Raw genomic sequence first — 13,995 nt, 5'->3', positions numbered from 1 at the left:
GCATGAATGAGGTGTTGATATGACTGAAGGGACGGCAAAACTCGAATTCGATGGCGACGCCCACGAATTCAAGGTGCGAAAAGGCTCGGTCGGTCCGGACGTCATCGACATCTCGACGCTCTACAAGAACACGGGTGCCTTCACCTACGATCCCGGCTTCACCTCGACCGCGAGCTGCGAATCGGAGATCACCTATATCGATGGTGACGAGGGTATTCTGCTCCACCGCGGCTACCCGATCGACCAGCTCGCCGAGCACGGCGACTTCCTCGAGACCTGCTACCTCCTGCTTTACGGCGAACTGCCGACCAAGGCGCAAAAGGAAGACTTCGATTACCGCGTCACGCACCACACGATGGTGCACGAGCAGCTGTCGCGCTTTTTCACCGGCTTCCGCCGCGATGCGCATCCGATGGCCGTGATGTGCGGCGTGGTGGGCGCGCTGTCGGCCTTCTACCACGACTCGACCGACATCTCCGACCCGCACCACCGCATGGTCGCCTCGATTCGGCTGATCGCAAAAATGCCGACGATCGCCGCCATGGCGTTCAAGTACCATATCGGCCAGCCCTTCGTTTATCCGAAGAACGAGCTCTCCTTCGCGGCCAACTTCCTGCACATGTGCTTTGCCGTGCCGTGCGAGGAGTACAAGGTCAATCCCGTGCTGGCGCGCGCCATGGAGCGCATCTTCATCCTGCACGCCGACCACGAGCAGAACGCGTCGACCTCGACCGTGCGTCTTGCGGGTTCTTCGGGGGCCAACCCGTTTGCCTGCATCGCCGCAGGCATCGCATGCCTGTGGGGTCCTGCACATGGCGGAGCCAACGAGGCGGCGCTGAACATGCTCTCGGAGATCGGCTCTGTCGACAAGATCCCCGAGTTCATCGCACGCGCCAAGGACAAGAACGATCCCTTCCGCCTGATGGGCTTCGGCCACCGGGTCTACAAGAACTACGATCCGCGCGCCAAGATCATGCAGAAGACCACGCATGAGGTTCTCGGCGAGCTCGGAATCAAGGACGATCCGCTGCTCGACGTCGCGATGGAACTGGAGCGCATCGCCCTCACCGATGAGTACTTCATTGAGAAGAAGCTCTACCCGAACATCGACTTCTATTCGGGCATCACCCTCAAGGCCCTCGGGTTCCCCACGACCATGTTCACCGTGCTGTTCGCGCTCGCGCGCACGGTTGGATGGGTCGCGCAGTGGAAGGAAATGATCGAGGACCCGAACCAGAAGATCGGCCGCCCGCGCCAGCTCTACACTGGCCCGGCGGAACGCGATTACGTGCCGATCGCCAAGCGCTGATCTGCGCAGTCCTAGTCTAACCAAGAAAAAGCCGCGGATTGTTCCGCGGCTTTTTTAGTTCTGGATCGCTGTGCCGATCAGCCGGCAAGCGCTCCCCGAACGGCGGCAATGGCCGCATCGGCATTCGCCGCGTCGGGGCCACCGGCCTGTGCCATGTCGGGGCGGCCACCACCTCCCTTTCCACCGATGGCGGCGGCGGCAGCGCGAACGAGGTCGACGGCGCTGTACCGGGCGGTCAGGTCGTCGGTGACGCCGACGACGATGCTGGCCTTGCCGTCATCCGTACCGACGAAGACGACGACGCCGGAGCCGACCGACGACTTGCCCTCATCCGCGAGCGGCTTCAGGTCCTTGGCTAAAACGCCCGGGACGACGCGACCGAGGAAGCCGATACCGGCAACGGTTTCCGGCTCCTGCGCGCCGGCCGGGCCCGCGCCGCCGACGAGCGCCAGCTTCTTGCGGGCATCGGAGAGTTCTCGCTCGAGCTTCTTGCGCTCATCGAGAACCGCCTCGAGGCGCGTTACGACATCTGCCGGTGCGACCTTCAGCGCAGCGGCAGCCGCTTTGAGACGCTTGTCCTGCTCATCGAGGTGCTGGCGCGCGGCCTCGCCCGTCAGCGCCTCGATCCGTCGCACGCCCGAGGCGACGGCACCCTCGGCCAGCAGGCGGATGATGCCGATGTCGCCGGTCGCGCCGACATGGGTTCCGCCGCACAGCTCGGTCGAATAGCTCTTGCCGGCCTTATCAACATGAAGTGCCATACCCATCGAAACAACACGAACCTCGTCGCCGTACTTTTCGCCAAAGAGCGCCATCGCGCCTTCCGCGATCGCGTCGTCGACCGCCATCAGGCGTGTCGTCACCGGTGCGTTCTGCAGCACGATCTCGTTGGAGAGTTCTTCGATACGCGCAAGCTCATCGGCCGCGATCGGTTTAGGATGCGAAAAGTCGAACCGCAGGCGATCAGGCGCGACGAGTGAGCCCTTCTGCGCGACATGTGTCCCAAGCACCTCGCGCAGCGCCTCGTGAATGAGGTGTGTCGCCGAGTGATTGCGGCGGATGCGTGCGCGGCGTGCCGCATCGACCTTGAGCTCAACTGCCGCACCGGACCTTACCGTGCCCGAAATTACACGGCCGAAATGCACGAACAGCCCGTCGGCCTTCTTCTGCGTGTCGGTCACGTCAACGGCAAAACCTTCGCCCAAGATGCGGCCGGTATCGCCGACCTGCCCGCCAGATTCGCCGTAGAAAGGTGTCTGGTTGACGACGATCGCGACTTCGTCACCTTCGGACGCGCCGTCCACCCGTGTGCTGGCTTTGACGATAGCGGCGATCACACCTTCGGCAGCCTCGGTGTCATAGCCGAGGAACTCGGTTGCGCCGACCTGGTCGCGGATGGCGAACCAAACGGTTTCGGTCGCCGCCTCGCCGGAGCCTGCCCAGTTGGCCCGCGCCTCAGCCTTTTGCCGCTCCATGGCAGCGGAGAAGGCATCAGTGTCTACGGAAATGCCGCGCTGGCGCAGCGCATCCTGCGTCAGGTCGAGCGGGAAGCCGTAAGTATCGTATAGCTTGAATGCCGTCTCGCCATCGAGCCGATCGCCCTCGCCGAGTTTTTCCGTCGCATCGGAAAGCAGGCCGAGACCGCGCGCCAACGTCTTGCGGAATCGCGATTCTTCCAGCTTCAGCGTCTCGGTGATGAGCGCCTGTCCGCGCACGAGTTCAGGATACGCCTGGCCCATCTCACGCACGAGCGCTGGCACGAGACGCCACATCAACGGATCGGAGGCACCGAGAAGCTGCGCATGGCGCATCGCCCGACGCATGATGCGGCGCAGGACGTAACCGCGGCCTTCGTTCGACGGCAGCACGCCATCAGCGATGAGGAAGCTCGACGCGCGCAGATGATCGGCAATGACCCGATGGCTCGCGCGATTCTTGCCTTCCGCCTTGACGCCCGTCGCTTCCTCCGAGGCGCGTATCAGCGCGCGAAAGAGATCGATGTCGTAATTGTCATGCTCGCCCTGAAGGACAGCCGCGATGCGCTCCAGCCCCATGCCGGTGTCGATCGACGGGCGAGGCAGGTCGACGCGCACATCCTTCGAGATCTGCTCGTACTGCATGAAGACGAGGTTCCAGATCTCGATAAAGCGGTCGCCGTCCTCGTCCGGGCTACCGGGAGGCCCACCGGGAATGCCCTCTCCGTGATCGTAGAAGATTTCCGAGCACGGGCCGCATGGGCCCGTATCTCCCATCGCCCAGAAATTGTCGCTCGTTGCGATGCGGATGATGCGATCGTCTGCAAGGCCGGCGATCTTCTTCCACAGCAAAGCTGCTTCATCGTCGGTGTGGTAGACGGTGACGACGAGACGCGTGGGGTCGATGCCGTACTCCCTGGTGATTAGGTTCCAGGCGAGCGTGATGGCCTCTTCCTTGAAATAGTCGCCAAACGAAAAATTCCCCAGCATCTCGAAGAAGGTGTGGTGGCGCGCCGTGTAGCCGACATTGTCGAGATCGTTGTGCTTGCCGCCGGCACGCACGCATTTCTGCGCAGTCGCCGCGCGCGAATAAGGGCGCGTCTCGAGACCGGTAAAGACGTTCTTGAATTGCACCATGCCGGCATTGGTGAACATCAGCGTCGGATCGTTGCGCGGGACGAGCGGGCTCGACGCGACCGCCTCGTGACCGTTCTTCCGGAAGTAGTCGAGGAAGGTCGATCGGATTTCGTTGACGCCACTCATCTGCAAACCTTTACGTGCTGACTGGCCCCGCCATCGGGGGAGAGGAAAGGCCTTTTAGCGTCGGGCCCCTGCACTGTCCAGAAATCCGAGACGGTAGCCGACGTTCGGCTTTGTCAGGCACGTCGAACACAAAAAGGCCGCCGGGTGAGCGGCGGCCTAAAGGCTTCAATACCGATGCGGATCACATGCCCGCAGCGTCGTCGAAATCTGCATCGCCGTCGTCGGGACGACCCTCGTCGAGGAACTTCTCGGCGATAAGCCCGGCATTCTGGCGCAGCGCAAGTTCGATCTCGCGCATCGTCTCCGGGTTGTCGCGAAGGAACTGCTTGGCGTTCTCGCGACCTTGGCCGAGGCGCTGCGAATTATAGGAAAACCATGCGCCCGACTTTTCGACAATCCCGGCCTTGACGCCGAGGTCGACGAGTTCGCCGGTCTTTGAAACGCCCTCACCATACATGATGTCGAACTCGACTTGCTTGAAGGGCGGTGCAAGCTTGTTTTTGACGACCTTGACGCGGGTCTGGTTGCCAACCACCTCGTCGCGATCCTTGACCGAGCCAATGCGACGGATGTCGAGGCGCACCGAGGCGTAGAACTTCAGTGCATTGCCGCCCGTGGTCGTCTCCGGAGAGCCGAACATGACGCCGATCTTCATACGGATCTGGTTGATGAAGATGACCATACAGTTGGAGCGCGAGATCGAAGCCGTGAGCTTGCGCAGCGCCTGGCTCATCAGGCGTGCCTGAAGCCCTGGCAGCGAATCGCCCATCTCCCCTTCGATTTCCGCGCGCGGCGTCAGAGCGGCGACCGAATCGACCACCAGGACGTCGATCGCGCCCGAACGCACCAGCGTGTCGCAGATTTCCAACGCCTGCTCGCCCGTATCGGGCTGCGAAATCAGGAGATTTTCAAGATCGACGCCCAGCTTGCGGGCATAGACCGGATCGAGCGCGTGCTCGGCGTCCACGAAGGCGCAGATGCCGCCCTTCTTCTGGGCTTCGGCAACGGTGTGCAGCGCCAGCGTCGTCTTGCCCGAGCTTTCAGGCCCGTAAATCTCGATGATGCGGCCCTTGGGCAGGCCGCCGACGCCCAGCGCGATGTCGAGGCCGAGCGATCCGGTGGGAATGGTTTCGATCTCCACCACCTGCTCGTTCGCGCCGAGCCGCATGATCGACCCCTTGCCGAATGCACGCTCAATCTGCGAAAGCGCAGCGTCGAGTGCCTTTGTCTTGTCCACAGTTCTGTCCTCTACAAGCCGCAATGAATTCTGAGCCATGATACATACCCCGTGCTGGTCAGCGAAGATGGACAGTTCCGTGTCCCGTAGATTTTTGTACCTTTTTTGTTCCGTTTTGGCAAGTAGGTCTAAGCCACTGGTATTACGAGGGTTTCATTTGCGTGTTCGAAATATGTTCCGTACCGTTCGTGAGATATCAATGCGGCCTTTTGCTACACGTGGCGTCGCGATCGTCGGACGACGTCCGTGACTGATCGTCCTGCGATTCTCGCCATCGGAGGGGCGCACATAGATCGGCGCGGCGTTGTTTCTGGGCCTTACCGCAGCGGCGCCTCCAACCCGGGCACGATGCGCGAGGAAGTGGGCGGCGGCGCGTTCAATGCACTTCGAAACGCTTGTCTCGCCGGCGCACAGGGTGCGTTGCTTTCCGTTCGGGGCGGCGACTCAGCCGGCCAGATGGTCCAGCGCGCGATTGACGCTGCCGGCATTTTCGATTTGTCCGCGACGTTCCTCGACAGATCGACGCCCAGCTATACGGCGATCCTCGAGGAGGGCGGCGAACTCGTCTGCGGCTTTGCCGACATGGCTCTTTACGAGCAGGCTTTCGACAAGCAACTGCGCCGCCGTCCTTTCCGCGACGCGCTCGACGGCAAAGATGGCGTGCTGACCGACGCTAACTTGCCCCAACCAGCGCTCGAGCGGCTTGCCGCTGCGATCGGGACCCTGCCTCTCTTTGCAATCGGCGTTTCGCCAGCCAAGGTGATCCGGTTGAGACCGATTCTCGGTTTGCTTTCGGTCCTTTTCGTCAACCGCAACGAAGCAGGAGCGCTTAGTGGGCTTGGTGCAAGCGCGCCCAACAAAGCGTTGGCGCGCGCTCTCGCCGCGACGGGGCTGGCGCGCGCCGTGGTCACATCGGGCAGCGGCAGCATGCTCGTTCTGGAGGACGGACGCCTTTCAACGCTGGCGCCACCCCCTACGCCAAACGTACGAGATGTCACAGGCGCAGGCGATTCGCTCGCCGGCGTGACGATGGCGCGCATGCTGCAAGGGCTGGACTTCCATGAAGCTGTGCGCCATGGCATCGCCGCCGCTTCGCTGACGATCCAGAGCGAGACGGTCGTTGCGGATTTCGGCGAAGCCGAACTGTTCAAACGCCTGGCCGACGTGCCAAAAGTCATCGGAGCCTGACATGACGCCAAGCCACGCCTATCTCGACTATAGCGCCGAGGTTGCCGCCGCGAAGGCCACCGGCAAGCCCATCGTCGCGCTCGAGAGCACGATCATCACCCATGGCATGCCCTATCCGCAGAATGGCGAGATGGCGGCACGCGTCGAGGCAATCATCCGCGAAGAAGGAGCCGTGCCGGCTACGATTGCCGTAGTCGACGGCCGGATCAAGATCGGGCTTACAGATCTGGAGCGTAACGCACTCGCGCAGGCGAAGGACGTGATGAAGCTGTCGCGCGCCGACATCGCCTTCGCTGTGGCTCAGAAGAAAACCGGAGGTACCACCGTGGCCGCGACGATGATCGCGGCCGAGCTCGCCGGCATCCGGGTCTTTGCAACGGGCGGCATCGGTGGGGTCCACAAGGGAGCGGAGAGCAGCTTCGACATTTCTGCCGATCTCGACGAATTGGCGCTTACGCCAGTCATCGTGGTGTCGGCCGGCGCGAAGGCCATCCTCGACGTGGAGAAGACGATCGAAGTGCTGGAGACGCGCGGCGTTCCGGTCGTCGGCTATCGCACAGACGTCATGCCGGCTTTCTGGTCCTCGCGCTCCGCCCTGCCCGCGCCGCTGCGCCTCGACGAGGCAGCGGCCATCGCGCGGTTTCACGCCACGCGGCAGGAACTTGGTCTTCGCGGCGGCATGCTGGTTGCCAATCCGGTGCCGCAGGACGAGGAAATTCCGGCCGAGGTCATGTCGGGTCATATCGCGCAGGCGCAAGGCGAGCTTGGCCCCAAGGGCATCAGCGGCAAGGCAGTTACGCCCTATCTCCTTGGCCGTTTGCTGGAACTCACCGAAGGCGCGAGCCTGAAGACGAACATCGCGCTGGTCGAAAACAACGCCCGGTTGGCGGCGCAAATCGCCAAGTCGCTTTGATGAAAGAAATAGGCCCCGGAACTTCCGGGGCCTTTTTTGATTCGTCAGAACCGCCGGGTCAGGTGATCGGAGCGAGGTAGATTTCGACGCGGCGGTTCTGCTGGCGTCCTTCGGGCGTCGCGTTCGTGGTCACCGGCTGGCGATCGCCGAAACCGTTGACAGCAAAGCGACGGCCATCGATGCCTTGAGCATTGAGATAGTTCGCCACCGAAAGCGCCCGACGCTCCGAAAGAGCCTGATTGTAGGCCGGGTTGCCGGTTGAATCGGTGTGACCGTTGACGTCGACGACTGTCTGCTCATAGCGGCGAAGGACGAGGGCGACCGAGTTCAGCGTGTTGTAGAACTCGCCGCGCACCTGATCCTGATCGGTGTCGAAGGTAACGTTCGAAGGCATGTTCAGGACGATCTGATCGCCCTGGCGCGTCACTGAAACGCCGGTACCCTGAAGCTGCTGGCGCAACTCGTTTTCCTGGCGATCCATATAATTGCCGATCGCGCCGCCACCCAGCGCGCCGACACCGGCGCCGATCAGAACGGCGTTGCGCTGCGCACGGTCACTGCCGCCGACGGCGAGACCCGCAAGGGCGCCGAGCCCGGCGCCGATGGCTGCACCGCCAGCTGTGTTGGACATGCGCTGTTCGCCGGTGAATGGGTCGGTCGTGCAACCGGCTGCGAAAATGAGAGCCGTAACGGCAACGGCATGCTTCATCGAAGTCAAGTTTCCCTCCAGTATAAGCCCTGAACGCGCGGAAACACCCCGAATCCGCAGCATGTCCGTCTTCTAGCATCAATTGCGGCAGATTCGCGATGTGCTTGCCGCTTCAGGCTGGAACGCCCCCCGATTCCGTGCATTATGCCGCCAAACTCACAAGAGCCTGCCATCCATGCACAAGACCCTTTCATTTCTTCTCGCCGTCAATCTGGTGGCCGCTTCCGGCTGCACGACACTGAACGAGGGTCTTGAAGCCGAGGTGGTCAATTCGATCCGCTATGACGATACGTCCTGCGCGCAACTCATCAGCGAACGGAATGCGCTGGCGGCGCAATACGGGCTGTCCCAGACGGTCGAGCGCACACCGGCAACCGAATCGCGTTTCATGGGCGTCGGTCCGCTGATCCCCGATCTTCGCACCAAGGAAGTTCGCCAGCGCAACCTCGCGATCGGCCAGATCGACGCCATGAACCGCTCCTTGACCCGGCGCGCCTGCATTGGCGACGCTGCTGCTACATAGCAGACAGCGCCCAGGGCACCAATTCGCTGATCGCCTGCGAGAATGCCTGATCGAGCGCGGCGGCATAGGCGACGTTGCCGGCACCGGAGACCGGCGCTTGCGCGGTGAAGAGCCGCGAGGCGCGCACCGAGCCGTTGCGATCGTTCAGCACTTTTACGAAGAGCCCTACGTCCGCCCGCGCGCCACCGTCGACCCTCACGCCGAAGGTGCGAACTTCGGTAACGATCTGGTAGTCGATGGCAAGCCCCTGCCCGGGCAGACCAACGCCGGCCAGCCGTCCGGACGCCTGAAACGCCTCCGCAAGGCGCACCTGCACGACCCGTGGCAGGCGGTCTGACCATTGGGCGCCCGACAGATACTCGATCGACCCCGGCGAGGTGCGGATGACGATTTCCTGTCCGTCGAGAGACTGCAGCGCCGTCGGCTCGGCGATCAGGATTTGCGTGCGGCCGCGCTGGGGGCCGGCAGCGACCGTCGCGGTCGTGGTCAATTCGAACGTATCGAGGGGAGCCGGACCGCCGCCGAGAAGGGCGCAGCCGGACAACGAAAAGGCGAGCCCGGCAACCGCCAGAATGCGAAAGCGCAATGTCACTTATCTACCCCCGACTTGATGCTTGGAGCGTCGACGCTCAACCGGCGCGCGCATGCCCGCTCACTAGAATTATCGTTTGGCACGATTCGTTCCCTCATCGCCGCTGTCGCCCATCAAACTGGCGGACTTCGCCGGCGCCCCCGCCGAGGATGCGCTGCGGATTGCGTTCCAGTTCCGTAATGGCGCGCTCGATGCGGTTGATCGACTGGCGCGTGTCGCGCACGAGCCCGTCGACCTCGCGCAGCCCCTGGCCCGTAAAACGGGCGAGATTGTCCGAAATCGCGCCCACACGCGCGTTGAGCGTGTCTGCAACCTGCCGGTAGGCGGCCAGAGTTGCGCTCGCATCGGCAATCAGACCCCGTGTATTCTCCGAACCGAGCACTTCGTCGACGCGCGAGTCGATCGTGTTCGCCATTCCTCGGAAGGCGTCGAGTGTCTGGCGGGCATCCGCGACCAGGCCCTCCGTTTCCTCGGAGCCAAGCAGGCTGTCGATGCGCGCATTGAGGTTGTCGGCCACCTGGCGGAAGCTTTGCAACGTCTCGCGCGTGTCAGCGATCACGCCATCAGCCTCGCCTGAGCCGAGCAGTTCGTCGACCCGCAGGATCACGCCGTCGACGCGCAACGCTGCCTGGTTCAGCCTGTCGCCGAGAAGCCGAGCCTCGGAAATGATGGCGTCGATGTCACCTGAGCGGTTGTTGACAGTTTCGGCGACGGAGGAGACATCAGCAGCCGCCTGGCGGATCGTGTCGCTCGCCGACGAGAAGTTGGAAACGACCTCCCCGATGACATCGGGATCGACCCTGCCAATGATGGCCTCGACGTTGGCAACCGCGCCGTCAACGCGTGCGAAGGTACCTTGTGCACTCGACGTCAATTCGGCGATCGACTCGGTGGCGCGACCGACGTTAGCCATGATGTTTTCCAACCCGTCGCCAGCCACGCGCAGGTCGCCTGTAAACTCCTCGACGTTGGAGACGACCGCATTGATGCGGACTGGATCGATCGCCGCGATGAATGTCTCGGCGGCTCCGAGGGTCGATTCGAGCTGGCCCGAGACGCGTGAAAGCGTGCCTGAAAGGTCAGAAACGCTGGCGAGGAAGGTGTCGATGCCGTCGGCATTGCGGCCAAGCGCTTCGGAAAAGCGCTGTGCGTTGCGGGCCGATTCGACCAGCGGGCCGCGAACATCGGTCGCGAAGCCCTCGAATTCGGTCAGCACCGAATCGGCCCGGCGGAAGATAGACTGCGCGCTTTCCAGAAGATTGGTCACGGCTGATGGATTGGCGGTCAGTTCGGCGACGGTGTTGTTCGCCTCGGCTTCGTCGAGAAGGCTCGGCTCATCGAGATTGGCGCCCCGCAGCTCGATATTTGCCTGGCCGGTGAGGCCGGCGAGGCCGACATCGACCTGCGTCGAGCGCGTGATGGGCGTCAACCGGTCGATCTGGGCGTCCGCGATGGCGGCTGCGGGATTGCGCGGATCGATATAGACACGGCGAATATCGCCGACGCGCACGCCGTTGAATAGAATCGCGCTGCCGCGTCCCAGCCCCGATGCAGAGCCGGGAATGAGGATACGAACCTGCGCGGTCTCGCCGCGCTCGCCCACCGCTGCCGTCCAATAGACGAAGGCGAAGGCCGCCAGGATGGCGACCAGAGTGAAGATTCCGACGGTGACGTAGTTGGCACGTGTTTCCATTCAGATTCTCTCGTTCAACCGCGCGCCGACATGTCGATCTGGCGCGCGCGTTTTCCGCGGAAATAGGATTGCACCCACGGCTCGTCGTAATTCATCAGTTCTTCGACCGTCCCGTCGACCATCACCTTCTTGTTGCCGAGAATCGCGATGCGGTCGCAGACGGAAAACAGGCTGTCCAGGTCGTGCGTGACCATGTAGACGGTGAGGCCCATCGTGTTGCGCAGCTTGTCGACCAGATCGTCGAAATCGGCCGCGCCTATCGGATCGAGACCAGATGTCGGCTCGTCGAGGAAGACGATGTCGGGATCGAGCGCCAGGGCTCGGGCCAGGGCGGCGCGCTTGATCATGCCGCCGGAAAGTTCGGACGGAAACTTGTCGGCAGCGTCAGGCTTGAGACCGACCAGCTCGATCTTCAGCATCGCGAGCTCGTCCATCAGCTTCTTCGGCAGGTCGAGATACTCGCGCATCGGGACCTGGATGTTCTCTTTCACGGTCAGCGCCGAGAACAACGCGCCGTGCTGGAAGAGGACGCCGAGCCGCATGTCGATGGCGACGCGCTGCTGGTCCGTCACCTTGTCGATGTCGACACCGAAGAGTTCGATCGTGCCGGCCTGCTTCCGGTTGAGGCCGAGTACCGTGCGCAGCAGCACCGATTTGCCCGAGCCGGAAGGTCCGATGAAGCCGAGGATTTCGCCGCGATAGACGTCGAGCGAGAGGTTCTCGAGCACGGTTGTCTTGCCGAATCGAACGGTCACGTCGCGTGCGCTCAGAACCACATCGCGATCGGGCGTTGGGTGCAGGTGGGCCGGGGCGTTCTGGAGTATCGCTTCGCTCATGCCCGCCTCAAAAATCGATCGCTGCGTAGAAAATGGCGAAAAGACCGTCGAGCACGATGACGACGAAGATCGATTTGACCACCGAACTCGTCACGTGCCGGCCGAGCGATTCGGCGCTGCCGCCCACCTTCATGCCTTCGACGGACCCGATGATGCCGATGATCAGCGCCATGAACGGTGCCTTGATGAGGCCGGCCATGATCGTTCCGATGTCGATCGAGGAGCGCATGCGGTCGAGGAAGGCATCCGGCGTGATGCCCGAATAGACCCAGGTGACCGTTATGGCCCCGCCGATTGCCGCGAAATTGGCGAGGATCGTCAGGCATGGCAGTGCGATGACCAGTGCCACGAGGCGGGGGAAGACGAGAACGCCGACCGGATTGAGGCCGATCACGGTCAGTGCGTCGACCTCTTCGCGCATCTTCATCGATCCGATCTCGGCGGTGATGGCGCTGCCCGAACGGCCGGCGACCATGATGGCCGTCAACAGCACGCCCATCTCGCGCAGGACAAGAATGCCGACGAGATCGACGACGAAGATTTCGGCGCCGAAATAGCGAAGCTGGAACGCTCCCTGCTGGGCGACGATCGCGCCGACGATGAACGACATCAGGACGACGACTGGAATGGCGCCGACACCCATCCTGTCGATCTGATTGAAGATCGCGGCGAGGTTCACCGAATGTCCCCGCCCGAGCTTCAACTGACCGCCGCGGATCGTCGCGCCCAGTATGTGCATGGAAGCGAGGAAATCGCCGTACAGGGTGTACGTGTTCCGGCCCAGTGCTTCCAGTGTGCGGATGACGAAGGACGGGCGGTCTTCGGCGGCGCGCTCGTCGGGCTTGCGCAGCTTCTCGCCGACGGCGTCGAACAGGATACCGAGCGATTCCGTCTTTCCGGACACGGCGACTTCCGCGCCGCGGCTGCGATGAGCATGGACAAGGCGCTCGATGATCCACGCGCCGGCCGTGTCCATGCGGCCGACGCGCGAGACGTCAACCGACAATCGTCTTGTGCCGTCTGTTCTCTCGAGTTCACGCATTTGTTCGTCAACGAGCGCGACCGTCTGGGTGTCCCAGTCGCCGGACAGCATGCAAACAAGCTGGCCGTCCTCGTCGCGCCACTCGACCGCGGGGCGCGCCAAATCGTTATCAGCCAAGGCCGGACTTGCTTCCGATGCATGTTTCCTGAACATGGCGGAAGTCTTACTTGCGAATTTCCCGGCTGTCACTTTGACAACCGGAGCACGATTTCAGCACTGGAGAATTCCTCATGCGGCGTGACATTTCTGCCGAGATAGAACGGTTCCCCATCGCCGGGAGTTTCAGGATTTCAAGGGGTTCGAAGACCGAGGCGGAAGTCGTCGCCTGCGCGATCACCGAAGGACACAACATCGGCCGTGGCGAATGCGTTCCCTATTCACGATATGGTGAGAGCCTCGATCAGGTTCGCAGCGCCATCGAATCGGTCATGCCCGCGATCCGTGATGGCGCCGGGCGACAAGATCTCCTGCGATTGCTGCCGGCGGGCGCGGCCCGAAATGCAGTCGACTGCGCGCTCTGGGACCTCGAATCAAAGATCGGCGGCCGCCGGGCCCATTCGGACGTGTGCACCATGCCGCCCCGTCCACTTGCCACCGCGATGACGATCTCGCTCGGCGAGCCGGACGAAATGGCCGCCCAGGCAAGGTCCCATGCGTATCGCCCTCTCCTGAAGGTGAAGGTCGGGACGGCAGACGACCGCGCGCGCATACATGCGGTCGCAAGTGCGGCGCCGAACAGCCGGATCATCCTCGACGCGAATGAAGGCTGGACTCCGGAAAACATCCGCGAGCACCTGCTCGTCGCCGCCGAATTCAAGGTCTCGCTCATCGAGCAGCCATTGCCGCAGGGCAAGGACGAAATCCTGCGGTCGATTCCGCATCCGGTGCCGATCTGCGCCGACGAAAGTGTGCATGGGCCTGACGATCTTGAACAACTGCTCGGGCTTTACGACGCCATCAATATCAAGCTCGACAAGACCGGCGGACTCACGTCCGCCATCGAGTTGCGCGACCGTGCCCGCAGCCTCGGCTTCGGCGTCATGGTGGGCTGCATGGTCGGAACGTCGCTGGCAATGGCACCGGCGGTCCTGCTTGCGCAGGATGCGGACTATGTCGATCTCGACGGGCCTCTTCTTCTCGCGCGTGATCGGAGCCCGGGGCTCTCCTATAGCGGCTCTCTCGTGTCGCCACCCGACCCGGCCTTGTGGGGATGAA

12 protein-coding genes are annotated in these 13,995 nt (G+C 62.8%); 5 read left to right on the top strand and 7 right to left on the bottom strand.

Features of this window, described 5'->3' with window-relative positions; genetic code table 11:
• Window positions 1-19: 19 nt before the first annotated feature.
• The gene (gene gltA, locus GTK01_RS01065; protein WP_252923958.1) at window positions 20-1,309 is read left to right on the top strand and encodes a citrate synthase; all 1,290 of its coding nucleotides are present in this window, start codon (window positions 20-22) and stop codon (window positions 1,307-1,309) included.
• A gap of 77 nt (window positions 1,310-1,386) precedes the next feature.
• Here gltA and alaS read toward each other — a convergent pair whose 3' ends face one another.
• On the bottom strand, window positions 1,387-4,047 hold the full coding sequence (gene alaS / locus GTK01_RS01060) for an alanine--tRNA ligase (RefSeq protein ID WP_252923956.1): 2,661 nt from the start codon (window positions 4,045-4,047) through the stop codon (window positions 1,387-1,389).
• Window positions 4,048-4,228: 181 nt separating this feature from the next.
• Window positions 4,229-5,323, bottom strand: coding sequence for a recombinase RecA (gene recA / locus GTK01_RS01055; protein ID WP_252923954.1), 1,095 nt, complete (start codon window positions 5,321-5,323; stop codon window positions 4,229-4,231).
• 207 nt (window positions 5,324-5,530) lie between these two features.
• Between recA and GTK01_RS01050 the strand changes: the two genes are divergently transcribed.
• Window positions 5,531-6,472 (top strand): PfkB family carbohydrate kinase, encoded by a 942-nt coding sequence (locus GTK01_RS01050; protein ID WP_252923952.1) that lies wholly within the window; start codon window positions 5,531-5,533, stop codon window positions 6,470-6,472.
• A gap of 1 nt (window position 6,473) precedes the next feature.
• A complete protein-coding gene (locus GTK01_RS01045; protein ID WP_252923949.1) occupies window positions 6,474-7,385 on the top strand; it encodes a pseudouridine-5'-phosphate glycosidase in 912 nt (303 codons plus the stop codon).
• Window positions 7,386-7,443: 58 nt separating this feature from the next.
• Here the strand turns inward: GTK01_RS01045 and GTK01_RS01040 are convergent, their stop codons facing one another.
• Window positions 7,444-8,094, bottom strand: a complete 651-nt coding sequence (locus GTK01_RS01040; protein WP_252924383.1) for an OmpA family protein — start codon at window positions 8,092-8,094, stop codon at window positions 7,444-7,446.
• A gap of 175 nt (window positions 8,095-8,269) precedes the next feature.
• Here GTK01_RS01040 and GTK01_RS01035 point away from each other — a divergent pair, with 175 nt between their 5' ends.
• On the top strand, window positions 8,270-8,617 hold the full coding sequence (locus tag GTK01_RS01035) for a hypothetical protein (protein WP_252923947.1): 348 nt from the start codon (window positions 8,270-8,272) through the stop codon (window positions 8,615-8,617).
• On the opposite strand, the gene GTK01_RS01030 is transcribed toward GTK01_RS01035, so the two are convergent.
• The 4 genes from GTK01_RS01030 to GTK01_RS01015 form a co-directional block, all read right to left on the bottom strand.
• On the bottom strand, window positions 8,610-9,209 hold the full coding sequence (locus GTK01_RS01030; RefSeq protein ID WP_252923945.1) for an ABC-type transport auxiliary lipoprotein family protein: 600 nt from the start codon (window positions 9,207-9,209) through the stop codon (window positions 8,610-8,612). The genes GTK01_RS01035 and GTK01_RS01030 overlap by 8 nt on opposite strands.
• A 94-nt stretch (window positions 9,210-9,303) precedes the next feature.
• Entirely contained in the window at window positions 9,304-10,902 is a 1,599-nt protein-coding gene (locus GTK01_RS01025; protein WP_252923943.1) for an MlaD family protein, read from the bottom strand.
• Between the two features lie 14 nt (window positions 10,903-10,916).
• Window positions 10,917-11,738 (bottom strand): ABC transporter ATP-binding protein, encoded by an 822-nt coding sequence (locus GTK01_RS01020; RefSeq protein WP_252923940.1) that lies wholly within the window; start codon window positions 11,736-11,738, stop codon window positions 10,917-10,919.
• 7 nt (window positions 11,739-11,745) lie between these two features.
• The gene (locus GTK01_RS01015) at window positions 11,746-12,933 is read right to left on the bottom strand and encodes an ABC transporter permease (RefSeq protein WP_371924231.1); all 1,188 of its coding nucleotides are present in this window, start codon (window positions 12,931-12,933) and stop codon (window positions 11,746-11,748) included.
• A 77-nt stretch (window positions 12,934-13,010) separates the two neighbouring features.
• Here GTK01_RS01015 and dgcA point away from each other — a divergent pair, with 77 nt between their 5' ends.
• Window positions 13,011-13,994, top strand: coding sequence for an N-acetyl-D-Glu racemase DgcA (gene dgcA / locus GTK01_RS01010; RefSeq protein WP_252923939.1), 984 nt, complete (start codon window positions 13,011-13,013; stop codon window positions 13,992-13,994).
• The last annotated feature ends 1 nt before the right edge of the window (window position 13,995 follow it).

The organism is Aliihoeflea sp. 40Bstr573, from assembly GCF_024105655.1.
In the GTDB taxonomy this organism is placed as follows: Bacteria; Pseudomonadota; Alphaproteobacteria; order Rhizobiales; family Rhizobiaceae; genus Aliihoeflea.
This window is presented reverse-complemented; position numbering and strand designations above follow the sequence as displayed.